Consider the following 25,166-nt stretch of genomic DNA (forward strand, 5'->3'; position numbering starts at 1 on the left):
AGCAAGGAAAACGCATGGTCAACTCGTCCCACGAGGCGATGCACCGCATCTTCCAGGAGTACCCCGGCCTGTTCACCGGCGTCTCCAAGGTGCTCGGCCTCCCGTTCGTCCCACCCAAGCGCGTGACGGTTCTGCCGACCGATCTCACCGAGATCCAGCCTGTGGAACGTCGTGTCGACACGCTGCTGCGTTTCGACGGTGAGGAGTCGTTCTTGCTGGCTGTCGAGGCACAGAGCGCGAAGGACCCGGACAAGCCCGCCAGCTGGGCCTACTACCTGTCCTTCTTGTACACGAAGTACAAGATCCCGCCTTTGCTGCTGGTCGTCTGCCAGGACCGGACGACGGCAGAGTGGGCCGCGCGGCCGATGGTCCTCGGACCAGAGCAGTGGCCTTCCCTCACCCTGCGTCCGCTCGTGGTCGGTCCGCACAACATGCCCTTGATCACCGACCCGGACGAAGCTCGCGCCGACCTGGCGTTGGCCGCGCTCTCAGCCATCACTCACGCGAAAGCACCGGCCGTCGGTGGGATACTGAAAACGCTGTCCACCGCACTGCGCGATGCTCCTGCGACGGTCGTCGTCCCCATCATCGAATTCATCGCTCAAGGCCTCGGTAGCAACCGTCGGGCCGCGGAACTCTGGAGGAACCTGGTGGCTGTGGACCTTTCCCCGTACAAGTCGTACATCTTCGAAGAGTTTCGTGATGAGGGCCGGGCCCAGCGAGGCGCCGAGGACATCGTGCTCGTCCTCGAGGCACGCGGCTTCGACATCTCCGACGAGATCCGCGAACGCATCACCGGCTGTGACGACCCCGATGTCCTGCGGGACTGGCTCACCCGAGCCGTCACCGCGTCGTCCGCCGAAGCGATCTTCACCCACGGACCCGACGACGAGGGGTGACGGGCGGGTGGATGACCGGGGGACGGGCGTCGCCTCGTAGGGTTGGCCCATGACGGAACTCCCCTCCCCCAACCTCCGGCCGGGAGAACCCCCAGCTCGCGCCGCCCGGCGTCTGCTGCTGGTGCACGCGCACCCGGACGACGAGTCGATCAACAACGGCGCGACCATGGCCAGGTACACGGCCGAGGGTGCCCGCGTGACCCTGGTCACCTGCACCCTCGGTGAACTCGGCGAGGTCATCCCGCCCGAGCTGCGGCATCTGACCGGTGCCGCCCTGGGGGAGCACCGGCGTCGTGAACTCGCCGCCGCCATGGCCGAACTCGGTGTCGACGACTTCCGCCTGCTCGGCGGCGCCGGCCGCTACGGCGACTCCGGGATGATGGGCCTTCCCGACAACGACGACCCCGCCTGTTTCTGGCGGGCCGACGTCGACGAGGCCGCCGCGTCCCTCGTCGAGGTCATCCTCGAGGTACGCCCCCAGGTCCTCGTCACCTACGACGACGACGGCGGCTACGGCCACCCCGACCACATCCAGGCCCACCGCGTCGCCATGCGGGCCGCGGAGCTGGCCGAGGACGCCGGGTGGCGCATCCCCAAGGTGTACTGGAACCGCGTCCCGCGCTCCGTCGCCGAGGCCGCCTTCGCCCGGCTCCGGGAGGAGCTTCCGGGGCTGCCCTTCGCCAAGAGCGCCGTCGTGCCCGACGTACCGGGTGTGGTGGACGACGACCGGGTCACCGCCGAGATCGACGGCGGCCCCGCGTACACCGCCGCCAAGGCCGCCGCGATGCGCGCGCACGCCACCCAGGTCGAAGTCGCGCCCGGCGAGCGGTACTTCGCCCTCTCCAACGAGCTCGCGCAGCCCCTGTTCCCGACCGAGTACTACGAACTCGTACGCGGGGAGCCCGCCGGGAAGAGGGAGACCGACCTGTTCGCGGGTACGGGCGACGCGGCGGAGGTGGCGTGATGTCCGATCGTGGTTCGATGCTCGCCCAGCCGCTGCGGATGCCGCCCGCCGGACGGATCGCCGCCTGTACAGCGCTCCTGCTGCTCGGTGCCGTCGCCGGTCTCGCCGGGGCGCTCGTCCAGGCCGGCTGGTTCCCGGGCGGGCTGCTCCTCGCGCTCGTGGGCGCGGCCGGGCTGTTCCTCGGCGGGGCGCGGGCGCTTCGCAGCCGTGCCGGGGCCGTCGCGCCCGCCGCCGGCTGGATGATCTCCGTCATCCTGTGCACGGCGGGCCGTCCCGAGGGCGACTTCCTGTTCGGCGCGGGAGGCGGTTCCTACCTTTTCCTGCTCGGCGGCATGGCACTTGCTGTGATCTGCGCCACCATTGGTTTGGGGCGGCAACCGGTCGGCGGCGACGTCCGACTTGGCAAGTGACGTACCACTTCACCGTGGCGCGCCGGTGGGAGTCCCGTGTGGGTTTCCCTGGCGGTCGTGGGATACGGGCCAGAAGTGGCCAGTATGGTGGTGCGCGCCGCCGAGCTGCCCGTGAGGCCGTGCGGGCGGCGGAGCCAACCTGGAGAACCTGCCTTGAGTCGTGAAACTGACAGTCCGTCCTCCGGGCCCAACGGGCGCGGCGGAGCCGCATACCCCTCGGGCACGCCGCCGTACGGCACCCCCGTGGTGTCCGACGGCGGTGCGGACGCGGGCCGTTCGTCCGCGCAGCCGGAGGAACGCAAGACCGAGACCACGCTGACGACCCGGATCCGCATCAACATCCCGGGTTCGCGGCCGATTCCGCCGGTCGTGATGCGCACGCCCGTCGCGGACGCGGAGAGCAAGGGCGGTGACAGCCCCGAGGGCAACGCCCAGGCCGGTGCCGACGCGCAGTCGGCGCCGTCCGCGCCCGCCGTCGGCCACTCCTCGTCCGACACGGGCTCGTTCGAGCTGCCCGCCGAACCGGCACCCGCAGCGGAGACGAGCAACTGGTTCGCTCCCCGCAAGTCCGGGCCGGGCAAGGGCGGGCAGGGCGGCGGCTCCACCAACGGTGCCGGTCTGCCGGGCGGTTCCGCCGCCGGTACGGGCGCGCCCACCGGTGCCCCCGCGGGCGCGGCGGGACCGGGCGCGGGCACCGGCGCCGGTGCGCCCGGCGGCGCGCGGCCGGGCAACGGACGTCCCGGTGGTGTGGTCGGCTCCATGAGCGTGCCGGGCGGTTCGCGTCCCGGCGGCACCAACGGCGCCGGGGTCCCCGGTGGCGCCACCGGTGGTCCCGTGGCTCCGGGGCACGGCGGCGGCACGGGCTCCTTCGACGTCACCGAGGCACTCGGCGCGGGCCCGCTCGGCAACGGCCCGCGACCGGGCCAGCCGGGTCAGCCGGGCCGACCGCCGGTGCAGGGCCAGGGGCCGGGGCAGGGTGCCGGCGGTGCCGAGCCGCGGCGCGACAACCTGCCGTACTTCTCCGACAACGGTCAGAGCGGTCAGAGCGGCCAGAACGGTCAGAACGGCTTCGGCGCGCCGAACGGCACGCACGGTCAGGGCCCCCAGGGCGGTCTCCCGGCCGGTCCCGGCGGCTCCTACGACTTCAACGGCCCGGACGGCCCCGGCGGTCCCGGTGGCCGTGGCGGCCCGCAGGGCGGCCCCGCGGGCCCGACCGGCGGCCCGGTCACCGGCGACGGCCCGATGGTGCCCCCGATGGGCGGCGCCCCGTACGGCGCGGCCGGCGCACCCGGCGCTCCGGGCGTGACCCGCCCGCCCGGCGCCCCCGGTGGGCCCGGTATGCCTTCCGGTCCCGGCGGCCCGGGTGGCCCCGGCGGCCCGAACGGCCGTGGCGGTCCGGCAGGTCCCGGCGGTCCGCGTGCCGTCGGTGCCGGCCCCGGTGCGGGCCCCGGCACCGGTCGTCTCCCCGGCGGTGGCCTGAGCGACGACACCGCGATCCTCACCCCGCAGAAGCCCGCCCCCGAACCGGGCGCGGCCGGCTACGGCGGCCGTCCCGTCGACAACGTCTCCGGGCACACCGTCACCAGCGGCATCCCCGTGGTGCCCGGCGGCCAGGGCGGAACGCGCACCGACGGGCCGCTGCCGCACACCCCGCCGAAGGGGCCGGACCCGGCCCCGCAGAGCGCGCCCGCGGGCGAATCCAGGAACGCCAAGAAGAAAAAGAAGAAGGGCCGCAGCAAGCTGCCCCTGCTGGGTGGTCTGGTGGTCGTCGCGGGGGTCGGCCTCTACGGCGCCGGCCTGCTGATGAACCACTCCGACGTGCCCAAGGGCACCACCGTGCTCGGCGTCGACATCGGCGGCGGCACCAGCGACGACGCCGTCAAGAAGCTCGACGACGCCTTCAGCAAGCGGGTCACCCAGGCACTGAAGCTGTCCGTCGACGGCGACACCGTCACCCTGAAGCCGGATCAGGCGGGCCTCCAGTTCGACATGCAGGCCACGGTCGACGACGCCGCCAAGAGCGACTACAACCCGGTCTCCGTGATCGGCTCGCTGTTCGGGCAGCACCGCGAGGTCGAGCCCGCGATGCCGGTCGACGAGGAGAAGCTCCAGGCGGCCCTCGAGTCCGCCGCGGGCGGCTCCGGCTCGGCCACCGACGGCACGATCAAGTTCGAGTCCGGCAAGGCCGTCGCCGTCTACGGCAAGGCGGGCAAGGGCATCGACGCGACGCAGGCCCAGGAGGCCGTCGTCGCGGCCTATCGCACCCAGGTGGAGACCGGCACGACCACCGCGGTGAAGGTCCCGACGACCGACAAGAAGCCGACGATCTCCGACGCCGAGGTCGACCGGATGATGAAGGAGTTCGCCGAACCGGCGATGTCCGGCAAGGTCACCGTCATGACCGACGCGGCGCACACGGTCTCCTTCAGCCCGAAGAACTCCCTCTGGAAGTTCCTCCAGGTCAAGGCGGTCAACGGCAAGCTCGTCGAGAGCTACGACCAGGCCGCGCTGACGGAGCTCTACGGCGGCACCTTCAACGGTGTGCTGATCACCCGCGGCACCGGCCAGAAGACGGCCGTCACGGTCCAGGACGTCATCAGCGCCCTGCGCCCGGCCCTGAAGAGCGAGACGGAGCGGACCGGGGTCATCGACACCGACCCGAGCTGACCCGACGGCAGTGCCGCATGACATCTGTCATGCGGCACTGAGGACGGCAGACACTGCCGCCCACCCGGCCCCGGGGCGACGATTGCTGTCATGACGACGACAGCACCGGTGGTCGGGTTCGACCAGGTGAGCAAGAGTTTCGGGGACGTGCGGGCCGTGGACGGCCTGACGCTCGCGCTGCGCCCGGGGGAGACCGTGGCGCTGTTGGGTCCCAACGGGGCGGGCAAGTCGACCACCCTCGATCTGCTCCTGGGCCTCAAGCAGCCCGACAGCGGCACGGTCCGCATCTTCGGCACCGGCCCGCGCGAGGCGATCGTCGCCGGCCGGGTCGGCGCGATGCTCCAGAGCGGCGGGCTGATGGACGAGGTCACGGTCGCCGAACTGGTCGCACTGGCCTGTGGCCTGCACCCCAAGCCGTACCGGGTCGCCGATGTGCTGGCCCGCGCGGGCGTCACCCAGATCGCCGACCGCAAGGTCGACAAGCTCTCCGGCGGCCAGGCCCAGCGGGTCCGGTTCGCCCTCGCCACCGCCGGCGACAGCGACCTGATCGTCCTGGACGAGCCCACCACCGGCATGGACGTCACCACCCGGCAGGCGTTCTGGGCCACCATGCGCGAGCAGGCCGACCAGGGCCGCACGGTCCTGTTCGCCACCCACTACCTCGAAGAGGCCGACGCGATCGCGGACCGGGTGCTGGTCCTGCACCGGGGCCGGCTGCTGGCCGACGGCACGGCGGCCGAGATCAAGGCCAAGGCGGGGGCGCGCAGGATCGCCTTCGACCTGGAGGACGGGATCGACGAGGCAGCCCTGCGCGCCCTGCCGTTCCTCACCACCCTGACGCTGTCCCACAGCGGCTCCGCCGCGGGCTCCGGCCGGACCGTCCGCATCCAGTCCACCGACGCCGACGCCACCGTCCACGCGGTCTACGGCCTCGGGCTCTACCCCCGCAACCTCGAGGTCGCCGGGCTCGGTCTGGAGCAGGCCTTCGTCGCCCTCACCACCGCCGAGGAGGCGAAGTCCAAGTGAACGGCCTGATCAAGCTGGAACTCACCCGCGCCCTGCGCAACCGCAAGTTCCTGTTCTTCTCGGTGATCTACCCGTCGGTCCTGTTCCTGCTCATCGCGGGCAGCGCCGACGGCACGGAGAAGGTCGACGGCACGGGCCTGACCCTGCCGACCTACATGATGGTCTCGATGGCCTCCTTCGGCGCCCTCACGGCCGTCCTGATGGGCAACAGCGAACGCATCGCCAAGGAGCGCCAGAGCGGCTGGGTACGGCAGTTGCGCCTGACCACGCTCCCGGGCCGCGGCTACGTCCTCGCGAAGACGGCGAGCGCGGCCGTCGTCAGCCTGCCCTCCATCGTCGTTGTCTTCGCCGTCGCCGCGACCGTGAAGGACGTACGGCTGGACGCCTGGCAGTGGTGCGCCCTCACCGGCGCGATCTGGGCCGGCAGCCTGGTCTTCGCCGCCCTGGGCGTGGCGATCGGCTACCTCGCGAACGGGGACGCGGTCCGCCCGATCACGATGATCACCTACTTCGGCCTGTCGATCCTCGGCGGCCTGTGGATGCCGACGACGACCTTCCCGACCTGGCTCCAGGACATAGCCAAGTGGGTGCCGACGCACGCGTACGCTGCCCTGGGGCAGTCCATCGAGCAGAGCCAGGCCCCGCATGCCAAGGACATCGTCATCCTGGCCGTCTTCTTCGCCCTGTTCACGGGCGGCGCGGCCTGGCTGTACCGGAAGGACACGCTGAAGGCGTGAGCGTCATGACGGACGACCAGCTGTCGGTGAAGGCCCGGGGCGGATCGCCGATCGCGCTGGGCCAGACGGCCCGCACGACGCGTGAGCTGTGGCGGCGCAAGGCGCTGTGGATCGGCGTCTGGCTGGTGTTCCTCAGCTCGCCGGTCCACGACCTGGTCTCGGGCAACCACACCACCGGCGGCACGGTGGCCGGCTGGCTGGGCCTGGCGGTGTTCGTCACCGTCTACCTGTCACTGCTCTTCCGGGACATGGGGGCCGCGCCCTACCCCGACAGGCTCATCGCCGCCCTGATCGGCTCCATGGCGGTGCTCGCCACCGTCCTGTGCCTCACCCTCGGCTCCGCCTGGCTCGGCCTGTACTGCTACGTCTCCGTGGCCTGCGGGATGGTGCTCCCGCTGCGGGTGGCGTTCTGGACGATCCCGGGTACGGCCGCGGTGATGCTCCTCGTCGGCCTGCGCACCGACGAGGAGGAGGCGCTGAACCTCCTCCTGCTGGTCCTGCTCATCGGCTTCGCGATGACCGGGGTGAGCCAACTGGTCCGCACGACGGTGGAGTTGCGCAAGGCCCGCGCGACGGTCGCCCAGCTCGCCGCCAACGAGGAACGGCTGCGCCTGGCCAGGGACCTGCACGACCTGCTGGGCCACTCGCTCTCCCTGATCACCCTCAAGAGCGAGCTGGCCGGCCGGATGCTCCCCGCCCACCCCGACAAGGCCGCCCAGCAGGTCGCCGACATCGAACAGGTCAGCCGCCAGGCGCTGGTGGACGTCCGGGAGGCCGTCACCGGCTATCGGCGGCCCCGCCTCGCCGCCGAACTCGCGGGCTCGCAGGTCGCGTTGACGGCGGCCGGCATCACCGCCGTGATCCCCGCCGAGCCGGACCTCGACGGCGTCCCCGAGGAGAGCGAGGCCGCCCTCGCCTGGACCCTGCGCGAGGCGATCACCAACGTCGTACGGCACAGCGGCGGCGCCCGCTGCACGGTGGACCTGGTGCGGCGCCAGACCCTGGACGGCCCCGTCCTCGAACTCTCCGTCGAGGACGACGGATCCGGCGGCTCCGGCAAGGGCCCCGGCAACGGCCTCACCGGCCTCACCGAACGCCTGGAGAAGGCCGGCGGCACTCTGGAGGCGGGCCGCGTCAAGCGCGGCTTCCGGCTGACCGCCCGGGTCCCGGCCGGTCCGGTGCCGGACGTAGGATCCCGCTCATGAGTGGTGCCATGATCAAGGTCCTGCTGGCCGAGGACCAGTCGATGGTCCGCGAGGCCCTGGCGGCCCTGCTCGGCCTCGAGGACGACATCGAGGTGGTCGCCCAGGTGGCGCGCGGCGACGAGGTCCTCGCGGCCGCCCGCGCCCACGACGTCGATGTGGCCCTCCTCGACATCGAGATGCCGGGCGCGACGGGCATCGAGGCGGCCGCGCAACTCCACAAGGAACTACCGGGGTTGAAACTGGTCGTGCTCACGACCTTCGGCCGCCCCGGCTATCTGCGCAGTGCCATGGAGGCCGGCGCCGACGCCTTCCTCGTCAAGGACGCGCCCGCGGCGCAACTCGCGGAGGCGGTCCGCAAGGTCCTGGCGGGCGAGCGGGTCATCGACCCCACGCTCGCGGCAGCGGCCCTGGCGGGCGGCGCCAACCCCCTCACCGACCGTGAACGAGAGGTGCTGCGCGCGGCGGCCGACGGTTCGACGAACGCGGAACTGGCGGCGGCCCTGCACCTGTCCCAGGGCACGGTCCGCAACTACCTGTCGACGGCGATACAGAAACTGGCGGTACGCAACAGGGCCGAGGCGGTGCGGACCGCGAGGGAGAAGGGCTGGCTGTGAGGGGCAGTGCCCCCCCACCAGCCCCCGACGGCTCTTCGACGGGCCTCTGGCGGTCCTCGGACGGGCCTCTGGCGGTCCTCGGACGGGCCTCCGACGGCCGCCGACGGGCTTCCCACGGGCCTCAGTTCAGCATCGCCCGCGCGGCGAACGCCTCCTTGCGCACCCGCTCCGCGGTCCCCTCGTCCACGACCTCCACCAGCCCCGCGTACTCCTCCAGCTCCGTGGCCCCGCCGATGAAGTCCCCCCGCTGAACCAGCAACTGCCCCTTCTCGTACCGCAACCGGGCCGGATGGGAGGGCACCGCCAACGCCAGCTCCACGGCCCACAGCGCGACATCCGACCGCTCCGGCCGGGCCACGGCCCACGACCGGATGTTGTTCAGGATCCGCGTCACGACGTCCAACGGCTCCGCCGGGACCAGCATCGACGGGTCCAGCCGCGCCCCCGTCGCCCCGGTGACCAGCGACTCCGCGTCATCGCCCGACAGGATCCGGCCCCCGTCGAAGGGATCGACGAGCACCTGCCGCTCGAGGTCTGCGGGCGGCCCGAACCCCACCACGAAGTGTCCCGGCAGCGCGACCCCGTACACCGGCGCCCCGGCCCGTCGCGCCACCTCCACCCACACCACGGACAGCAGGATCGGCAGGCCCCGCCGCCGTACCAGCACCCGATGCAGCAGCGACGACTCCAGCCGCTCGTAGTCCGCGGCCGAGCCACGGAACCCGTACCGCTCACCGAGCAGCTCCCGCAGCGCCACCGCCCACTCCCGCGGCCCGCCGGGCCGGTACGGCAGCTCTCCCGCCAGCCGGTCCAGCTCGATCTGCGCGGCGTCCAGTGCGGCCTCGTCCAGCTCCGGGTCCGGTTGCGCGCCGATCAGCAGACAGAGCAGGGCCAGATCGGGCCGCTCGGCCCGCGCCTCCTCGGCGAACCGCCGCCGCACCTCACCGGCGTCGACCCCGCTCACGAACGCTCCCGATAGTGGTGGTACGCGTGATGCGCCGTGAAGCCCATCCCGGCGTACAGTGCCCGCGCCCCCGCGTTCCTCTCCTCCACCTGGAGCCAGGCCGCCGACGCCCCCTCCTCCAGCGCCCGCCGGGCGAGCGCGGCCATCACGACGGTGGCCAGCCCCCGCCGCCGCTGCGCCGGATCGACCTCGACCGCCGCGAACCCGGCCCACCGCCCGTCCACGACACACCGCCCGATCGCGGCGGGAGCCCCGCCGGAATCCCCGGGCACGGACGCGAACCACACCGAGGGTCCGCTCCCCAGCACCTTCAGGGCCACCTCGCTCACCCCCTTGCGCTGATACCGGGCCAGCCACGCCTCGTCGGCCTCCCGGGCCAGGACCACCCCCTCAGCCTCCGCCCGGTCGGCGAGGGGCGCCAGTGCCCCGATCCACAGCTCGGCGGTCACCTCACGCTCCCACCCGCGCCGCTCCAGCTCCGCGCACAGCAGCTCCTGGGTGCCCTCGGCCCCTGTCGTGGTCTGCACATAGGCGGGCAGCCCGCGCTCGCCGTACCAATGCCGTACGACGTCCAGGGCCTCGTCGAGAGGGATACCCGGCGCGCCGAGCGGCAGTACCGAGTTGGCGCGGCGCGTGAACCCGGCGGCGGCCCGCAGCTCCCACTCGCCGAGCCGCGCGCTCTCCAGGGGACGCCAGGCCCGGGAGGCGACCTGCGCGAGCTCCTCGTAGCCGGCGGCCGGACCCCGGCGGCGGGCCGGGGCGGCCGGTACGACCTTCCCGGCGACCAGCGAGGATGCGTCAATACGGACGCTCTCGCCGCTCTTCCGTGTGATCACCAGCACACCGGCGTCCCATGATGTGAGAACACCGACCGTGTCGGTGAATTTCCCCCCGGTCGTACCCGCCTCGGTCAAGCATCGTACGGAGACACGTTTACCCACGTCAGCAGTGGTGACGCGGACCTCGAAGCGTCCGGCGGCCGAGATTTCCACAGGTCAGTTCACCCCTCCTGTTCGGATCATGCCCAAGAACGGAGATACTAGAGGCGGGCATCGACGACGCCGCGCTCCCGCGCGCCAGGCGGCGGAGCCTGAGGAGGCCCGCCAGCGCCCTATCGAGGAGGAACGACAGCGTGACCTACGTCATCGCGCAGCCTTGTGTCGACGTCAAGGACAAGGCGTGCATCGAAGAGTGCCCGGTCGACTGCATCTACGAGGGCCAGCGGTCCTTGTACATCCACCCGGACGAATGCGTCGACTGCGGCGCCTGTGAGCCGGTCTGCCCGGTCGAGGCGATCTTCTACGAGGACGACACTCCGGAGGAGTGGAAGGACTACTACAAGGCGAACGTCGAGTTCTTCGACGAGCTCGGTTCGCCCGGCGGAGCAAGCAAGCTGGGTCTGATCGAGCGCGACCACCCCTTCGTCGCCGCGCTGCCGCCGCAGAACCAGTAGCAGCGGCCCGCACTCTCCCCCAGTTCTCGGCTGTGCTCGGACCGGGGGGACCCTCATCGCCCCGGTCCCGTACGGCCTGATCACCTCAGATCGCCGTGCGGGGCCGAGGCGTTTGCCGTATGGGGCAGCCGTACCAGAAAGTGAGCCAGAAGCCGTGTCCGCAGTCTCCGACCGTCTCCCCACCTTCCCCTGGGACAAGCTGGCGCCGTACAAGGCGACGGCCGCGGCCCACCCGGACGGCATCGTCGACCTCTCCGTCGGCACCCCCGTCGACCCGGTCCCCGAGCTGATCCAGAAGGCCCTGATCGACGCGGCCGACTCACCCGGCTACCCGACGGTCTGGGGCACCCCCGAGCTGCGCGACGCGATCACCGGCTGGGTGGAGCGGCGGCTCGGCGCCCGCGGTGTGACCCACCGGCACGTGCTGCCGATCGTCGGCTCCAAGGAACTGGTCGCCTGGCTCCCCACCCAGCTGGGCCTCGGCCCCGGCGACCGGGTCGCCTACCCGCGCCTGGCCTACCCGACCTACGAGGTCGGCGCCCGCCTGGCCCGCGCCGGGTACGAGGTCTACGACGACCCCACGGAGCTGGACCCGGAGGGGCTGAAGCTGCTCTGGCTCAACTCGCCGTCCAACCCCACGGGCAAGGTGCTCTCCAAGGACGAGCTGACCCGGATCGTGGCCTGGGCCCGTGAGCACGGCGTGCTGATCTTCTCCGACGAGTGCTACCTGGAGCTGGGCTGGGAGGCCGACCCGGTCTCGGTCCTGCACCCGGACGTCAACGGCGGCTCGTACGAGGGCATCGTCTCGGTCCACTCGCTGTCCAAGCGCTCCAACCTGGCGGGCTACCGGGCGGCCTTCCTGGCGGGCGACCCGGCCGTCCTGGCCCCGCTCCTGGAGATCCGCAAGCACGGCGGCATGATGACGTCGGCGACCACGCAGGCGGCAGCCGTGGCGGCCCTCGGTGACGACGCCCACGTCCGTGAGCAGCGCGAACGCTACGCGGCCCGCCGCACCGCGCTGCGCGAGGCACTGCTCTCCCACGGCTTCCGCATCGAACACAGCGAGGCCAGCCTCTACCTCTGGGCCACCCGGGAGGAGTCCTGCTGGACCACCGTCGCCCACCTGGCGGACCTGGGCATCCTGGTGGCCCCCGGCGACTTCTACGGCGAGGCGGGCGAGAACTTCGTACGCGTGGCCCTGACGGCGACGGACGAGCGGATCGCCGCGGCGGTCGCGAGGCTCGCCCGCTAGACCAGTTCCTGCCCGTCCCGCCCGTCCTGCTCGCCGTAACGACGAGACGGGGTCCAGGGAACACCCTGGACCCCGTCACCGGCTCGAGGGCCGCAGGCGTCAGCCGAGCGGCAGACTCTTCACCGGCAGGGTCTCGGCGCCGGGCAGCCCGCCCTTGGCGAGCGAGTCCGTCGGCAGTCCGCCCTTGGTGGCGGTCGACGCGGTGTCCCCGAGGAGGCCCCCGGCGGAGCCCGCCGCCTCACCGGCCGTCTTCTGCGCCGCGGGCGCCGCCTTCTTCACGGCCTTGCCACCGGTCTTGCCCGCGGCCGGCACCGTCTGCTTGACGGCCTTGCCACCGGTCTCACCCGCGAGTCCGGTGACGTTCTGCGCCGCGCCGTCGACCGTGTTGCCGACGCTCGCCGCGTCCAGGGCGGTCAGTCCGCCGAGGTTCGGAGCGGCGGGAAGGCTGGGGGCCGCACTGGCGGAGCCGGCCGCACCGACCCCGGCGGCCGCTCCCGCAGCGACAAGCAGCGCGGCACGGGCGATCCGGCGGGTCAGGGGGAGGGACATGATGCTCCTTCGACGGGAGAGAACAAGGACTGTCTGTGACTGCTGTGACTGTCTGTCTGTCCGGGCCCGGACGCAGTGACTACCGCTCGAAGCCCACGAAGGTTGCGCACGGCCAACGTAAAGAGTTGGCAATGCGTCGCATTATCGCCTGCGGATAAAGACGGGCAAAAACCGCCCGATGTGAAAGTCCGGCAAACCCCTGAAGCCCTTTGTCCGCAAGGGATTCGTCGCATACGGGGGTGACGGCACGAAAACCTGAGCACCCGGCCGCCCGAGCGGTCCGTACGTGACCCGACCGAGTGAAGACCCGTACTACTGCGCGGTGACGATCCGTACGCTGCCGGTACCGCCGCCCGCCCCCGTGGACCCGGCGGCCTCCGTGCTGGTCGAGCCGGTCGTCCGCCACCGGCTGTCGGTGTTCCCGGAGACCCACTCCCGGCCCGCGTACGAGACCCGCTCGATGCGCAGCGCCGAGGCGTTGGCCACCGCCCAGTGCGCCAGCTGCCAGCCGCGCTCGCCGACACTGCGCCCACCGGCGGTGGTGTCCTCGGTCACGGGCAGCGTCACGGTCCGCCCACCGCTCTCGGCGGCCGGCGCGTCCGGGTCCGCCGAGGGAGTGGACGAGGCGTCCTGCGCCCCGACCTCCGCGCCCGCCTGCTGGAGCGCGTCCCGCCCGAAGTCCCGGACCAGCGCCGCCCGCACCGCGTCCGGGCCCGTGGTCGTCGTCGTGGCGGCCGAGCGGCCGCTGCACGTCAGCGTGGCCGCCGCCGTCCCGGTCAGCGCGGCGGCGAGCACCGTGGCGTCCGGCTCGTGTTTGGCGTACGCCTCCGGATAGCCGCTGCGCTGCACGCGCTGCGCTGCGACGGTGAGCGGGAGTTCGGTGTAGTCGCGGACCTTGGCGAGGTGCTCGTAGAAGATGTTCGCCGCGTACGCCGGGTCCGTGACCTGCTTCTCGGTGCCCCAGCCCTGCGAGGGCCGCTGCTGGAACAGGCCGAGCGAATCCCGGTCGCCGTGGGTGAGGTTGCGCAGCCCCGACTCCTGGAGGGCGGTCGCGAGCGCGATCGCCACGGCCCGCTCGGGCATGGCCCGGTTGGTGCCGACGGCGGTGATCGTGGCCGCGTTCACCGCCTGCTCCGGCGTGAACTCGTACGTCGCCCCGTTCGCGCCGCCGGAGGCGACCCGGCAGCCCGGATCGTCCGTGCCGCCGGTGACGTACTGCACCACGACATAACCCGCGACGGCGGACAGGACCACGCAGGCCGCCCCGAAACGGAGGAGGCGGCCGCGGCGCTTGGGGGAGGGGGACGGCTCTGGCACGCGTACAAGGTACTGGACAGTACTGAGGAGCAGGAGGCCCGTGCGCTCAGCGCGGAAAACCAGGACGCCCAGCTGGCGCGTTAGGGTCGACGGCATGGCCGACACCCCGCTTGACCTCACTCTGGACGCCGCCGCACTCACCGCGCGGCTCGTCGACTTCCGTTCGGAGAGCGGCACCGAGAAGCCGCTCGCGGACGCGATCGAGGCCGTCCTGCGCGCGCTGCCCCACCTGACGGTGGACCGCTACGGCAACAACGTGATCGCCCGCACGAACCTGGGCCGCGCGGAGCGCGTGGTCCTCGCCGGCCACATCGACACGGTCCCGATCGCCGACAACGTCCCCTCGCGGCTCGACGAGGACGGGGTCCTGTGGGGCTGCGGCACCTGTGACATGAAGTCCGGGGTGGCGGTCCAGCTGCGCATCGCGGCGACGGTCCCGGCCCCCAACCGCGACCTGACCTTCGTCTTCTACGACAACGAGGAGGTCGCCGCCGACCTCAACGGCCTCAGGCACGTCGCCGAGCACCGTCCGGAGTGGCTGGCGGGCGACTTCGCGGTGCTGCTGGAGCCCTCCGACGGCCAGGTGGAGGGCGGCTGCCAGGGCACCCTGCGGGTCCTGCTGAAGACGAAGGGCGAGCGGTCCCACTCGGCGCGCAGCTGGATGGGCTCCAACGCCATCCACGCGGCGGCCCCGATCCTGGCCCGCCTGGCCTCCTACGAGCCGCGCTACCCGGTCATCGACGGCCTGGAGTACCGCGAGGGACTCAACGCGGTCGGCATCACGGGCGGGGTGGCCGGCAACGTCATCCCCGACGAGTGCGTCGTCACCGTCAACTTCCGCTACGCGCCGGACCGGAGCGAGGCGGAGGCCGTCGCCCACGTCCGCGAGGTCTTCGCCGACTGCGGGGTGGCGGAGTTCGTGGTCGACGACCACAGCCCGGCCGCCCTCCCCGGCCTCTCCCACCCGGCCGCGGCGGCCTTCATCAAGGCGGTCGGCGGCACCCCGATGCCCAAGTACGGCTGGACGGACGTGAGTCGCTTCTCCTCGCTGGGCGTCCCCGCGGTCAACTACGGCCCCGGCAACCCGCACTTGGCGCACAAGCGGGACGAACGCGTGGAGACGGCCAAGATCCTGGCGGGCGAGGAGCGGCTGAGGGCCTGGCTCACCGCCTGAGGGACGTTCGGCGCGTGGGCGCTCCAGGGCGGACACGCCGACGTCCCCCGTCCGTAACCCGCGTAGATCTACGCTGAGGTGGAACAAAGGCAAGCGGAGGGAGCTCACCATGGCTACAGGGAACCCCGAGGGCAAGAAGCAGCCACCGGACGAACAGCGCCTGGGACCGGTCCTCCGGAGGCGGGATCAGGTGCAGTCGAGCACCACGGACCAGCGGCTGCTGGACGAACGGGCCCCCTCCGACTGGGTGCACACGGACCCCTGGCGGGTCCTGCGGATCCAGTCGGAGTTCATCGAGGGCTTCGGCACCCTCGCCGAACTCCCTCCGGCGATCAGCGTGTTCGGTTCCGCCCGCACCCCCGTGGGCTCCCCGGAGTACGAGGCGGGCGTACGGCTCGGCAGCGCCCTCGTCGACGCCGGGTGGGCCGTGATCACCGGCGGTGGCCCGGGCGCGATGGAGGCGGCCAACAAGGGGGCGTCCGAAGCGGGCGGCATCTCGGTGGGCCTGGGCATCGAGCTGCCCTTCGAGCAGGGCCTCAACCCGTACGTCGACATCGGCCTGAACTTCCGTTACTTCTTCGTGCGGAAGATGATGTTCGTGAAGTACGCGCAGGGCTTCGTGGTCCTGCCCGGCGGCCTCGGCACCCTGGACGAACTCTTCGAGGCCCTCACCCTCGTCCAGACCCAGAAGGTCACCCGCTTCCCGATCGTCCTCTTCGGCACGGAGTACTGGGGCGGCCTGATCGACTGGCTGCGGAACACCCTGATCGCCCAGGGCAAGGCCGCCGAGAAGGACCTCCTCCTCTTCCACGTCACGGACGACGTGGAAGAGGCGGTGGCATTGGTGTCGAAGGAGGCGGGCCGCTAGCCGCGGATGAGTGAAGGGGGCTCGTTCTCCAGCGCCGGGAGCGTGTATTTCAGCCCGTCCGGCGTTTGAGGACGAGGCCCCTTCAGGGCCGATCGGGTGTCCAGGGGGCGGAGCCCCCTGGTACGGCACATGCGGCCTACGCGAGCCCTCGGCGGGCCACCGCCGGCGCCCGGTACCCGGCGATCGACGCCACCATGTCCAGCACCTGCCGGGTCTCCGCCACCTCGTGCACCCGATACACCTGCGCCCCCAGCCACGCCGACACGGCGGTCGTCGCCAGCGTCCCCACCACCCGCTCCTTCACCGGCCGGTCCAGCGTCTCCCCCACGAAGTCCTTGTTGGACAGAGACACCAGCACCGGCCACCCCGTCTCCACCATCTCCCCGAGCCGCCGGGTCGCCTCCAGGCTGTGCCGGGTGTTCTTCCCGAAGTCGTGCCCCGGATCGATCATGATCGACTCCCTCGGCACGCCCAGTTCCGCCGCCCGCTCCGCCAGCCCCACGGTCACCCGCAGAATGTCGGCCATGACGTCGTCGTACGTCACCCGGTGCGGACGGGTCCGCGGCTCGGCGCCCCCCGCGTGCGTGCACACCAGCCCCGCCCCGTACCGCGCTGCGACCTCCGCCAGCCGCGGATCGACGCCGCCCCAGGCGTCGTTGAGGACATCGGCCCCCGCCTCGCAGACCGCCTCGCCGACCTCCGCCCGCCAGGTGTCCACGCTGATGATCACGTCCGGGAAGCGTCGCCGCACCTCGGCCACGAAGCCGACGGTCCGCCGGGCCTCCTCCTGCGCGGTGACCTCTTCGCCGGGCCCGGCCTTGACGCCACCGATGTCGATGATGGCCGCGCCCTCTGCCACCGCCTGCTCCACGCGCGCGAGGGCAGGCTCGTCGCGAAAGGTCGCCCCCTGGTCGTAGAAGGAGTCGGGGGTCCGGTTCACGATCGCCATGATCACCGGCTCGTGCGCGCCGAATTCACGCCTGCCCAGCCTGAGCATCCCCTGTGACCTCTCCTAGTACGTCCTGCACATCCACCGCCTGCGACCCTAACCGTCGGACCCGCATGGCACGATCGGACCCAAGCACATCCACTCCGAGCACTCCGAGCGTGGGGACCCACCGATGGTTATGTTCTTGTTCCTGGTCATCGCGCTCGCCGTCGTGGTCGCCGCGGTGACACTCGCCGTGGTGGGCGGCGGCGAGGGCACCGGCCCGCTGCCGGAGGTCGCCCCCGAGCGACTGCACGACCCGCTGCCCCCGGACCGCCCGGTCGACCGCTCCGACATCGACCACCTCCGCTTCCCGCTGGCCGTCCGCGGCTACCGCATGGCCGACGTGGACGACGCCCTCAACCGCGTCGCCGCCGAACTCGCCGAGCGCGACGCCCGCATCGCCGACCTGGAGTCCGCGCTGGCCGGCGCCAGGACCCCGGCCGACGGCGGTCACGTCTCCATGGAGAAGCCGGCCCCGGAGGACCAGCAGTGAGCGACGGGAGTGTCCTCGCGGGCTTGGACGGCGCGCTGCGCTGCCCCTGGGCCCTGTCCACGCCGGACTACGTGACCTACCACGACGAGGAGTGGGGCCGCCCGGTCCACGGCGACGACGCGCTGTTCGAACGCCTCAGCCTGGAGGCCTTCCAGTCCGGCCTGTCCTGGATCACGATCCTGCGCCGCCGCCCCGGCTTCCGCACCGCCTTCTCCGACTTCAAGATCGCCTCGGTCGCCGTCTTCACCGACGAGGACCGCGCACGCCTGCTCGCCGACCCGGGCATCATCCGCAACCGCGCCAAGGTCGACGCCACCCTCGCCAACGCGCGCGTGCTGGCCGACTGGGCGCCGGGTGACCTGGACGAGCTGATCTGGTCGCACGCTCCCGACCCGGCCGGTCGGCCGGTCCCGAAGACCCTGGCCGACGTGCCGGCGGTGACGGAGGAGTCGACGGCCCTGTCGAAGGCCCTGAAGAAGCGGGGCCTGCGCTTCGTGGGCCCGACGACGGCATACGCGCTGATGCAGGCGTGCGGCCTGGTGGACGACCACCTGGAAGCCTGCGTGAGCCGTCTCGGCACGTCCGGGGACGCCTGAGGGCGAGGCTCATCGGGGGGCGAAGCCGGGGTCCCGGGGCGGCGGCCCCGGCCCCGACCGGCGGTCACTTGCCGAGGTACCTCGGCTCCTCCTTGTTGACGAAGGCCCGCACCGCGATCGCGTGGTCCTCGGAGGCCCCGGCCCGCGTCTGTAGCTCGTCCTCCCGGTTCAGCGTCTCGGCCAGCGAGTGGGAGGAGCCGTAGGCCACCGCCTCCTTGATCGCCGCGTACGCCACCGTCGGCCCCTCGGCCAGCATCCGCGCCAGCTGCTCGGCCGCCGTGCGCAGCGAGGCCGCCGGTACGACCCGGTTGGCGATGCCCAGCTCGTGCGCCTCCTGGGCCGTGATGCTGCGCGGGAAGAGCAGCAGGTCGGCGGCCCGGCCCGGACCGATCACCCGGGGCAGGGTCCACGAGACACCGGAGTCGGCGGTGAGCGCGACCCCCGCGAACGAGGTGTTGAAGGACGCCGTGTCGGCCACGACGCGGTAGTCCGCGGCCAGCGCGAAACCGAAGCCGGCTCCCGCGGCGACCCCGTTCACGGCGGCGACCACCGGCTTCGGCGCCTCGGTCAGCGCCCGCACGATCGGGTTGTAGTGCTCGGCGACCGTGCTCATGACCTGCTTCGAGCCTTCGGCCAGCAGCCCGATGTGCTCCTTCAGGTCCTGTCCCACGCAGAACGCCCGCTCGCCGGCGGCGGTCAGCAGGACGGCCCGCACGGCGTCGTCGGCAGCCGCGGACTGGACCGCGTCCCGGAGGGCGACCTTGGTCGCGATGTTCAGCGCGTTCATCGCCTCGGGGCGGTTCAGCGTGATCGTCGCGAGCCCGTCGCTCACCTCGTAGAGCACGGTGTCGGCCATGGCGTTTCCCCTCCGTGTCGCGGCTCCGGCGTACTACTGGTCAGTACATCCGGTGTACGAGGACAGCATGGCGGAGATCGTCGTCCATGGACCGGACCCGACATGTGACCTGCGTCAAAGAATTCGGGAGGGTTTCCGGTGCGCGGAAGTCCATGCGGCGGTGCAGTATCGCAGTCACATCGCCGAATTGAGTGGTTTTGCTCGCGCGCGTTGCCCAAGCGATGCCGACTGATGTTGGTCATCGGGTCCTGAGATGCGGGATAATGGCCTGGAAGCAATGTGTTCGATGCCGGTGTCGTGTGTCCCACGCTGGACCGCGGCTGCCCTCCACGGGCCGTCGGCTTTGGCGATGAGCTGGTTTCAGGAAGGGGAACGAGCATGGCGGCCATGAAGCCGCGAACGGGTGACGGCCCGCTCGAGGTGACCAAGGAGGGGCGGGGCATCGTCATGCGCGTTCCGCTCGAAGGCGGCGGTCGACTCGTCGTCGAGCTGACCCCCGATGAGGCCGACGCGCTCGGCGACGCCCTCAAGAAGGTCGTCGGCTGACGCGCAAGCGACCCTACTCTTTCGACCGCTCCGGCATCCCTCAGGGTGCCGGAGCGGTTGTTTTGTCAGCCTTCCCGCGGTCTGCCGCGGTCTGCCGCGGCCGCACGGTCCGAAAGGCCCAGAGGCCGTCCACGGCCCTGCCGTGCGCGAGCCGCGTAGCTCGGACTCAGCGCTTGACCGCGCACAGCAGTCCGTCGCCCACCGGCAGCAGCGAAGGCACCAGTTCCTGGCTCTCGCGCACCGCCCGCAGCAGCTCCCGGATCCTTATGACCTCCGTGGGCTGCGGTCCGGAGTCGACCGTGCGGCCGTTGGCGAAGACGCCCTCGAAGACGACGAGTCCTCCCGGCCGCAGCAGGCGCAACGATTCAGCGAGGTACTCCATGAGTTCCAGGCGGTCGCCGTCGCAGAAGACGAGGTCGTAGCCGGCGTCCGCGAGGCGGGGCAGGACGTCGAGCGCGCGGCCGGGGATGAACCGGGCCCGGTTGCTGGCGAAGCCGCAGGCGCGAAAGGCCTGACGGGCGAACTGCTGGTGCTCCGGCTCGGGGTCGACGGTCGTCAGGACGCCGTCCGGGCGCATTCCGTGCAGCAGGTGGATCCCGGAGACGCCGGTGCCGGTACCGATCTCCGCGACCGCCTTCGCGTCCACGGTGGCGGCGAGCATCCGCAGCGCGGCGCCCGTGCTGGGCGACACCGAGCGCAGCCCTGCCTCACGTGCCCGGTCACGGGCCCAGTGCAGCGCTTCGTCCTCGGCGGCATAGGCGTCGGCGAACGCCCAGCTTGCCTGCCGGTTGCCGCTAATGACCCTCTCCTGTCCCCGTGGTTGCCTGGGCGTGACTGTATCCGTTGCCGCCGGGAACCCGCAGATGGGACCGCGCGTTTGAAGGGGTGGGAACGACAACGGGGGGGACACAGTTGGATCACGACGAGGGACCGGGTGTCGAGCAAGTGCTGACGCAGCCGTATGAGCCCTATCAGCACAGATCAATTTCTCGTAAAACCGCTTATCCGGAGCTAACGGGCGAGGTGGCTATGGTAGGGGCTCCACTGGACATCACCACCAGAGCCGACAGGGGAGGTGCGGCCGCGCCCGTGGATCGGGGAGGAGTGCTGCGGCGCTTTCTCGGTTCGGCAGGCAGGCCGAAATCCGTGAACGACACCGCTGCTGACCACAGCCAGGCCGCAGGCACCGCCGCCGGCCCCGCCCAGACCGCGACCTTCTCCACCGACGCGGACGGGCAGGCGTGGACTCCGCCCACGTGGGAGGAGATCGTCAGCATGCACAGCGGCCGGGTCTACCGGCTCGCCTACCGTCTGACCGGTAACCAGCACGACGCCGAGGACCTCACCCAGGAGGTCTTCGTCCGCGTCTTCCGCTCCCTGTCGACGTACACCCCGGGCACCTTCGAGGGCTGGCTGCACCGCATCACCACCAACCTCTTCCTGGACATGGTCCGCCGCAAGCAGCGCATCCGCTTCGACGCGCTGGGCGACGACGCGGCCGAGCGGCTGCCCAGCAAGGAGCCCACCCCTCAGCAGATCTTCAACGACGCCCACTTCGACGCGGACGTCCAGCAGGCCCTCGACACCCTCGCGCCGGAGTTCCGTGCCGCGGTCGTCCTCTGCGACATCGAAGGCCTGTCCTACGAGGAGATCGCCGCGACCCTGGGCGTCAAGCTGGGCACGGTCCGCTCGCGCATCCACCGCGGCCGTTCGCAGCTGCGCAAGGCGCTTGCGCACCGCTCGCCCGAAGCACGTGCCGAGCGCCGCTCCTTCGTGCCCCGCGTTCCCGCTCTGGGAGGAGGAAGGGGCGCGACCGCGTGAGTGGATCCCGACACAACGCTGCCGAGAGGCTCCTCGCGGAGCAGCATCTCGGAGACCGGCTCTCCGCCCTGGTGGACGGCGAACTCGGTCACGACACCCGCGAGCGCGTGCTGGCGCATCTGGCGACCTGCCCGAAGTGCAAGTCGGAGGTCGACGCGCAGCGCCGACTGAAGAACGTCTTCGCGGAAGTCGCCCCGCCGGCCCCCTCCGAAAGCTTCCTGGCCCGCCTCCAGGGGCTTCCCGGGGGAGGTGACCCGGACGGCGGCGGCACGCCGCTGGGCGGGGGCGGGTTCGCCGACGGAGTCTTCGGAGTGAGTGGAACAAGACGGGACGAGCCGTTCGAGTTCGGCTACGTACCCGCCCATGGCCACGGCTCCTTCCTGTCACCGGCCTCGGACCGGGGCTTCCGTATCCACCCCGTCGGCCGTGGCGACCGCCATGACGCCGAGCGTTCGCGCGGTATGCGGTTCGCGTTCGTCGCCGCCGGCGCGGTGTCGCTGGCCGCGATCGCGCTGGGCGGCATGACGACCGTCGCTCCGATCGACACCACCGCGGACGGCCGCGGGGGCTCGGGCTCCGGGAGCAATGTGACACCGGCCCGCACCCCAGGCACGGGCTCGGCGGCGTCACCGGAGAACCAGCGTCGACGTGCCGCCGGCCCGCTGCTCTCCCAGGGCGGCCAGCTCGGCGACACCCCGGTCGCCCCGACCGAGGTGTCCGCACCGCTGCTGCCCGGCGTGCCCTCCCCGGCCGCCGGTCCGGTCGAACAGGCCCTGCACCGGCTCACCTCGCCCATGGTGGCCGGCGCCGCGGTGATGTCCCCGCTGATACGTCCGCTCGGCACCACCCCGCCGATCGCCCTGACCTCCCTGACCACCGCTCCGGAGGTCACCGGGCCCGGTCTGCTCGCCGCACCCGTCCCCACCACCACCACCTCGCCTTCCTCGCAGAACACCCGCTGACCCGGGCCCTGCGCCGCTCCGCCACGAACCTGGTTGAATCCAGGGAGGATCCGGGGAGGACCGCGCCCTGCCAGGCAGCCGGGCGCGAAGGCGGGTGGGGGAGAACATGGACGACGGCAAGCCCACGAGGGCGAAATGGTGGAGCCGGCCTCGACCGCAGGCGTCCCCGGGGCGACAGAGCCCCGCGGACCCGGTCGACGCCACGACGGCGGAGCCGGCCCCCGAGGAGGCCGGCAGCCGCGAGCCGTCGACCAGCACCGAGAACGAAGGCGACTTCGAACTCGCCCGACCCGCCCGGCCGACACCCACCACCGACGACGGCGACTATGAACTGAGCCGCCCCACAGGAGAACCCACTCCTCCGATACCCACGCCGGCCACGCCGGTAGCCCCGGCCACCCCGGCAGCTCCGACACCCCCGGCCCCGTCGCCGAGGCCAGAGGCTCCGACACCCACGGCCCCGTCGACCGCCTCGGTCGTCCCGGACGCTCCGAGTACCCCGGTGGCCCCGGTGGAGCAGGCCGGGTCGGAGGCTTCGGCCGGTCAAGCCGACGCCGTCGTCTCCGCAGAGGTGGCTCCCGCAGAGCCGCCGCCGGTCGCCGACGAGCGGCCGATACCCCCGGCCTCGTCGGCCGTCCCGGCGGCCCCAACCGTCCCGGTGGCCCCGGTGGAGCAGGCCGGGTCGGAGGCTTCGACCGGTCAAGCCGACGCCGTCGTCTCCGCAGAGGCGGCTCCCGCAGAGCCGCCGCCGGTCGCCGACGAGCGGCCGATACCCCCGGCCTCGTCGGCCGTCCCGGCGGCCCCGGCGGCCCCAACCGTCCCGGTGGCCCCGGTGGAGCAGGCCGGGTCGGAGGCTTCGGCCGGTCAAGCCGACGCCGTCGTCTCCGCAGAGGTGGCTCCCGCAGAGCCGCCGCCGGTCGCCGACGAGCGGCCGATACCCCCGGCCTCGTCGGCCGTCCCGGCGGCCCCGGCGGCCCCAACCGTCCCGGTGGCCCCGGTGGAGCAGGCCGGGTCGGAGGCTTCGGCCGGTCAAGCCGACGCCGTCGTCTCCGCAGAGGTGGCTCCCGCAGAGCCGCCGCCGGTCGCCGACGAGCGGCCCAAGCCCCTGCACGACCCCGACCCCTACAGCACCCCGCCATACGGCGAACCGGGCCCCTGGGCGCCCGCGCCGCCCGTCCAGCACCCGGCGGCGACCGCCACGCCCGCACCGGCCGCACACGGCGCTGTGCCGGCCACACCCTCGCCCGCCACGGGGCCGGCCACGGTGGAGTCCGCGGGCCCCGGAACAGCCGCAGTGCCTGCCGCGCCCGTCGCGCCCGTGGCGTCTGTCGCGCCCATCGCGCAAGCGGCGCCCGTCGCGCCTGCCGCGTCTGTTGCGCAAGCGGCGCCTGCTGCTCCTGCCGCGCACGCTGCTCCTGCCGCGCACGCTGCGCCTGTCGCGCCCGGCGGGCAGGCATCCCCGGTGGACCCCGCGCCTGCGCTCCCCGCCGACCCCTGGCGGCGTTACGACCCCTGGTCCGCTGCCCCCGTTGCCGGGGCCACGGCTGCCGAGGGTTCGCGTCGCGGAGCGCTCGGCGGCGGCGCCCTCCAGTACACGGGTGCGGGCGGGCTTGCGCCGTACCCCGGGGCGGGCATCCTCACCGAGGCCCAGCAGCGCAGGCAGGCGCGGCGGTGGCTGGTCGGCGGAGCCCTGCTCGTCGCGCTGGTCGCCGGCGGGCTCGGCGGAGCCGTGGGCGTCTATCTGGAGCGCAACGGCGGGCTCAACCCCGTAGAGCTGCCGCAGGCCGCCGCGGAGCCCATCGGGCGGTCCGCGGACAGCGTGGCCGGGATCGCCGCGCGCGCCCTGCCCGGCGTCGTCACACTGCATGTCAGCGGCAGCGAGGAGTCGGCCACCGGTACCGGCTTCGTGCTCGACTCGCTCGGCTACATCCTCACCAACAACCACGTCGTCGAGCCCGCCGGAGACGACGGTGGGATAACCGTCGTCTTCAACGGGGGCCAGACCGCCGAGGCCGAGGTCGTCGGCCGGGACAGCGGCTACGACCTCGCCGTGGTGAGGGTGACCGGAGTGAAGGGGCTGAAGCCCCTCTACCTCGGCAACTCCGACAACGTCCGGGTCGGGGATCCGGTCGTCGCCATCGGTGCCCCCTTCGATCTCGAGGGCACCGTCACCTCCGGCATCATCAGCGCCAAGGAACGGCCCATCACCGCCGGCGGCGAGAGCGGGGACGGGAGCGACGTGTCGTACGTCGACGCCCTCCAGACCGACGCGCCGATCAACCCGGGGAACTCCGGCGGGCCCCTCCTCGACGCGCAGGGCCATGTCATCGGCATCAACTCCGCCATCCGTTCCGCCGCAGACGGCACCGACACCGGCAGCGCCCGGGCCGGTTCGATCGGCCTGGGTTTCGCCATCCCGGTCAACCAGGGCAAGCGCGTCGCCGAGGAGCTGATCAACACCGGCAGGGCGACCCACCCGGTCATCGGCGTCACGCTCGACATGGACTACGCGGGTGACGGCGCCCGGGTCGGTACGGCGGACAGTGCCGCGGGCTCCCCGGTCACCGCGGGCGGGCCCGCCGACCGGGCCGGCGTCCGGGCGGGGGACGTCATCACGGAGATCGACGGCCGGCGCGTCCACTCCGGCGAGGAGCTGATCGTCAAGACCCGCGCCCACCGTCCCGGCGACCGGCTGGCGCTGACGATCCAGCGGGACGGCCGAGAACGCACCCTCACGCTGGTCCTCGGCTCGTCCGGCGGCGGCTGACGCGGCCCGCCCGCCCCGCTCCCGGCCCGTTCCCG

At 72.4% G+C, this 25,166-nt stretch carries 25 protein-coding genes; 18 read left to right on the forward strand and 7 right to left on the reverse strand.

The window, feature by feature from the left end:
- Nucleotides 1-14 precede the first annotated feature (14 nt).
- The 8 genes from G9272_RS29245 (at nucleotide 15) to G9272_RS29280 (ending at nucleotide 8,522) form a co-directional block, all read left to right on the forward strand.
- Nucleotides 15-899, forward strand: coding sequence for a hypothetical protein (locus G9272_RS29245; RefSeq protein ID WP_171399294.1), 885 nt, complete (start codon nucleotides 15-17; stop codon nucleotides 897-899).
- A gap of 49 nt (nucleotides 900-948) precedes the next feature.
- Complete coding sequence (mshB, locus tag G9272_RS29250; RefSeq protein WP_171399295.1) at nucleotides 949-1,863, forward strand: N-acetyl-1-D-myo-inositol-2-amino-2-deoxy-alpha-D-glucopyranoside deacetylase; 915 nt, start codon at nucleotides 949-951, stop codon at nucleotides 1,861-1,863.
- Nucleotides 1,863-2,273 (forward strand): DUF6113 family protein, encoded by a 411-nt coding sequence (locus G9272_RS29255; protein WP_171399296.1) that lies wholly within the window; start codon nucleotides 1,863-1,865, stop codon nucleotides 2,271-2,273. The genes mshB and G9272_RS29255 overlap by 1 nt, the downstream gene beginning before the upstream one ends.
- 153 nt (nucleotides 2,274-2,426) lie before the next feature.
- Nucleotides 2,427-4,940 (forward strand): hypothetical protein, encoded by a 2,514-nt coding sequence (locus tag G9272_RS29260; RefSeq protein ID WP_171399297.1) that lies wholly within the window; start codon nucleotides 2,427-2,429, stop codon nucleotides 4,938-4,940.
- A gap of 90 nt (nucleotides 4,941-5,030) precedes the next feature.
- Nucleotides 5,031-5,966 (forward strand): ABC transporter ATP-binding protein, encoded by a 936-nt coding sequence (locus tag G9272_RS29265; RefSeq protein WP_171399298.1) that lies wholly within the window; start codon nucleotides 5,031-5,033, stop codon nucleotides 5,964-5,966.
- Nucleotides 5,963-6,703, forward strand: coding sequence for an ABC transporter permease (locus tag G9272_RS29270; RefSeq protein WP_171399299.1), 741 nt, complete (start codon nucleotides 5,963-5,965; stop codon nucleotides 6,701-6,703). The genes G9272_RS29265 and G9272_RS29270 overlap by 4 nt, the downstream gene beginning before the upstream one ends.
- 5 nt (nucleotides 6,704-6,708) lie before the next feature.
- Complete coding sequence (locus G9272_RS29275) at nucleotides 6,709-7,908, forward strand: sensor histidine kinase (RefSeq protein WP_171402225.1); 1,200 nt, start codon at nucleotides 6,709-6,711, stop codon at nucleotides 7,906-7,908.
- Nucleotides 7,905-8,522: a response regulator transcription factor gene (locus G9272_RS29280; protein ID WP_171399300.1), complete on the forward strand. Its 618-nt coding sequence runs from the start codon at nucleotides 7,905-7,907 to the stop codon at nucleotides 8,520-8,522. The genes G9272_RS29275 and G9272_RS29280 overlap by 4 nt, the downstream gene beginning before the upstream one ends.
- Before the next feature lie 121 nt (nucleotides 8,523-8,643).
- On the opposite strand, the gene G9272_RS29285 is transcribed toward G9272_RS29280, so the two are convergent.
- Together G9272_RS29285 and G9272_RS29290 are read right to left on the reverse strand one after the other, a co-directional pair.
- The gene (locus G9272_RS29285) at nucleotides 8,644-9,486 is read right to left on the reverse strand and encodes a transglutaminase-like domain-containing protein (protein WP_171399301.1); all 843 of its coding nucleotides are present in this window, start codon (nucleotides 9,484-9,486) and stop codon (nucleotides 8,644-8,646) included.
- Nucleotides 9,483-10,478, reverse strand: coding sequence for a GNAT family N-acetyltransferase (locus G9272_RS29290; protein ID WP_171399302.1), 996 nt, complete (start codon nucleotides 10,476-10,478; stop codon nucleotides 9,483-9,485). Before G9272_RS29290 ends, G9272_RS29285 begins: the two co-directional genes overlap by 4 nt.
- A 140-nt stretch (nucleotides 10,479-10,618) precedes the next feature.
- Between G9272_RS29290 and fdxA the strand changes: the two genes are divergently transcribed.
- Both fdxA and G9272_RS29300 read left to right on the forward strand, forming a co-directional pair.
- On the forward strand, nucleotides 10,619-10,939 hold the full coding sequence (gene fdxA / locus G9272_RS29295; RefSeq protein ID WP_003973842.1) for a ferredoxin: 321 nt from the start codon (nucleotides 10,619-10,621) through the stop codon (nucleotides 10,937-10,939).
- Between the two features lie 154 nt (nucleotides 10,940-11,093).
- Nucleotides 11,094-12,191 carry a bifunctional succinyldiaminopimelate transaminase/glutamate-prephenate aminotransferase gene (locus G9272_RS29300; RefSeq protein ID WP_171399303.1) on the forward strand — a complete coding sequence of 366 codons (1,098 nt, stop codon included), beginning with the start codon at nucleotides 11,094-11,096 and terminating at the stop codon, nucleotides 12,189-12,191.
- Between the two features lie 99 nt (nucleotides 12,192-12,290).
- Here G9272_RS29300 and G9272_RS29305 read toward each other — a convergent pair whose 3' ends face one another.
- Nucleotides 12,291-12,740 carry an ATP-binding protein gene (locus G9272_RS29305; RefSeq protein ID WP_171399304.1) on the reverse strand — a complete coding sequence of 150 codons (450 nt, stop codon included), beginning with the start codon at nucleotides 12,738-12,740 and terminating at the stop codon, nucleotides 12,291-12,293.
- Between the two features lie 312 nt (nucleotides 12,741-13,052).
- The gene (locus G9272_RS29310; protein WP_171399305.1) at nucleotides 13,053-14,057 is read right to left on the reverse strand and encodes a heavy metal transporter; all 1,005 of its coding nucleotides are present in this window, start codon (nucleotides 14,055-14,057) and stop codon (nucleotides 13,053-13,055) included.
- A 94-nt stretch (nucleotides 14,058-14,151) separates the two neighbouring features.
- On the opposite strand from G9272_RS29310, the gene dapE reads away from it, so the two are divergent.
- A complete protein-coding gene (gene dapE / locus G9272_RS29315; RefSeq protein WP_171399306.1) occupies nucleotides 14,152-15,231 on the forward strand; it encodes a succinyl-diaminopimelate desuccinylase in 1,080 nt (359 codons plus the stop codon).
- Between the two features lie 109 nt (nucleotides 15,232-15,340).
- Nucleotides 15,341-16,099, forward strand: a complete 759-nt coding sequence (locus G9272_RS29320) for a TIGR00730 family Rossman fold protein (protein ID WP_171399307.1) — start codon at nucleotides 15,341-15,343, stop codon at nucleotides 16,097-16,099.
- Between the two features lie 136 nt (nucleotides 16,100-16,235).
- Here G9272_RS29320 and folP read toward each other — a convergent pair whose 3' ends face one another.
- Nucleotides 16,236-17,096 (reverse strand): dihydropteroate synthase, encoded by an 861-nt coding sequence (gene folP / locus G9272_RS29325; RefSeq protein ID WP_171399308.1) that lies wholly within the window; start codon nucleotides 17,094-17,096, stop codon nucleotides 16,236-16,238.
- A 124-nt stretch (nucleotides 17,097-17,220) separates the two neighbouring features.
- Between folP and G9272_RS29330 the strand changes: the two genes are divergently transcribed.
- Entirely contained in the window at nucleotides 17,221-17,583 is a 363-nt protein-coding gene (locus G9272_RS29330; protein ID WP_171399309.1) for a DivIVA domain-containing protein, read from the forward strand.
- The gene (locus G9272_RS29335) at nucleotides 17,580-18,179 is read left to right on the forward strand and encodes a DNA-3-methyladenine glycosylase I (RefSeq protein WP_171399310.1); all 600 of its coding nucleotides are present in this window, start codon (nucleotides 17,580-17,582) and stop codon (nucleotides 18,177-18,179) included. Before G9272_RS29330 ends, G9272_RS29335 begins: the two co-directional genes overlap by 4 nt.
- 64 nt (nucleotides 18,180-18,243) lie before the next feature.
- On the opposite strand, the gene G9272_RS29340 is transcribed toward G9272_RS29335, so the two are convergent.
- A complete protein-coding gene (locus tag G9272_RS29340; protein ID WP_171399311.1) occupies nucleotides 18,244-19,035 on the reverse strand; it encodes an enoyl-CoA hydratase/isomerase family protein in 792 nt (263 codons plus the stop codon).
- 378 nt (nucleotides 19,036-19,413) lie between these two features.
- Between G9272_RS29340 and G9272_RS29345 the strand changes: the two genes are divergently transcribed.
- The gene (locus G9272_RS29345; RefSeq protein ID WP_003966491.1) at nucleotides 19,414-19,581 is read left to right on the forward strand and encodes a DUF3117 domain-containing protein; all 168 of its coding nucleotides are present in this window, start codon (nucleotides 19,414-19,416) and stop codon (nucleotides 19,579-19,581) included.
- A gap of 166 nt (nucleotides 19,582-19,747) precedes the next feature.
- Here the strand turns inward: G9272_RS29345 and G9272_RS29350 are convergent, their stop codons facing one another.
- A complete protein-coding gene (locus G9272_RS29350) occupies nucleotides 19,748-20,446 on the reverse strand; it encodes an O-methyltransferase (protein ID WP_078615599.1) in 699 nt (232 codons plus the stop codon).
- Between the two features lie 239 nt (nucleotides 20,447-20,685).
- On the opposite strand from G9272_RS29350, the gene sigE reads away from it, so the two are divergent.
- From sigE to G9272_RS46445, 3 genes are all read left to right on the forward strand, one after another.
- Nucleotides 20,686-21,402, forward strand: a complete 717-nt coding sequence (gene sigE / locus G9272_RS29355; protein WP_078890046.1) for an RNA polymerase sigma factor SigE — start codon at nucleotides 20,686-20,688, stop codon at nucleotides 21,400-21,402.
- A complete protein-coding gene (locus tag G9272_RS29360) occupies nucleotides 21,399-22,364 on the forward strand; it encodes an anti-sigma factor family protein (protein WP_171399312.1) in 966 nt (321 codons plus the stop codon). The genes sigE and G9272_RS29360 overlap by 4 nt, the downstream gene beginning before the upstream one ends.
- 1,105 nt (nucleotides 22,365-23,469) lie before the next feature.
- Nucleotides 23,470-25,131 carry a S1C family serine protease gene (locus G9272_RS46445; RefSeq protein WP_437184384.1) on the forward strand — a complete coding sequence of 554 codons (1,662 nt, stop codon included), beginning with the start codon at nucleotides 23,470-23,472 and terminating at the stop codon, nucleotides 25,129-25,131.
- Nucleotides 25,132-25,166 lie beyond the last annotated feature (35 nt).

Origin of the sequence: Streptomyces asoensis, from assembly GCF_013085465.1 — a bacterium.
Classification (GTDB): domain Bacteria; phylum Actinomycetota; class Actinomycetes; order Streptomycetales; family Streptomycetaceae; genus Streptomyces; species Streptomyces cacaoi_A.

Coding starts and splice junctions, on each gene's coding strand:
- mshB (WP_171399295.1), top strand. CDS start 949: ATGACGGAACTCCCCTCCCCCAACCTCCGGCCGGGAGAACCCCCAGCT.
- G9272_RS29345 (WP_003966491.1), top strand. CDS start 19,414: ATGGCGGCCATGAAGCCGCGAACGGGTGACGGCCCGCTCGAGGTGACC.
- dapE (WP_171399306.1), top strand. CDS start 14,152: ATGGCCGACACCCCGCTTGACCTCACTCTGGACGCCGCCGCACTCACC.
- G9272_RS29340 (WP_171399311.1), bottom strand. CDS start 19,035: ATGGCCGACACCGTGCTCTACGAGGTGAGCGACGGGCTCGCGACGATC.
- G9272_RS29320 (WP_171399307.1), top strand. CDS start 15,341: ATGGCTACAGGGAACCCCGAGGGCAAGAAGCAGCCACCGGACGAACAG.
- G9272_RS29330 (WP_171399309.1), top strand. CDS start 17,221: ATGGTTATGTTCTTGTTCCTGGTCATCGCGCTCGCCGTCGTGGTCGCC.
- G9272_RS29265 (WP_171399298.1), top strand. CDS start 5,031: ATGACGACGACAGCACCGGTGGTCGGGTTCGACCAGGTGAGCAAGAGT.
- G9272_RS29280 (WP_171399300.1), top strand. CDS start 7,905: ATGAGTGGTGCCATGATCAAGGTCCTGCTGGCCGAGGACCAGTCGATG.
- G9272_RS29305 (WP_171399304.1), bottom strand. CDS start 12,740: ATGTCCCTCCCCCTGACCCGCCGGATCGCCCGTGCCGCGCTGCTTGTC.
- folP (WP_171399308.1), bottom strand. CDS start 17,096: ATGCTCAGGCTGGGCAGGCGTGAATTCGGCGCGCACGAGCCGGTGATC.
- G9272_RS29275 (WP_171402225.1), top strand. CDS start 6,709: ATGACGGACGACCAGCTGTCGGTGAAGGCCCGGGGCGGATCGCCGATC.
- G9272_RS29245 (WP_171399294.1), top strand. CDS start 15: ATGGTCAACTCGTCCCACGAGGCGATGCACCGCATCTTCCAGGAGTAC.
- G9272_RS29255 (WP_171399296.1), top strand. CDS start 1,863: ATGTCCGATCGTGGTTCGATGCTCGCCCAGCCGCTGCGGATGCCGCCC.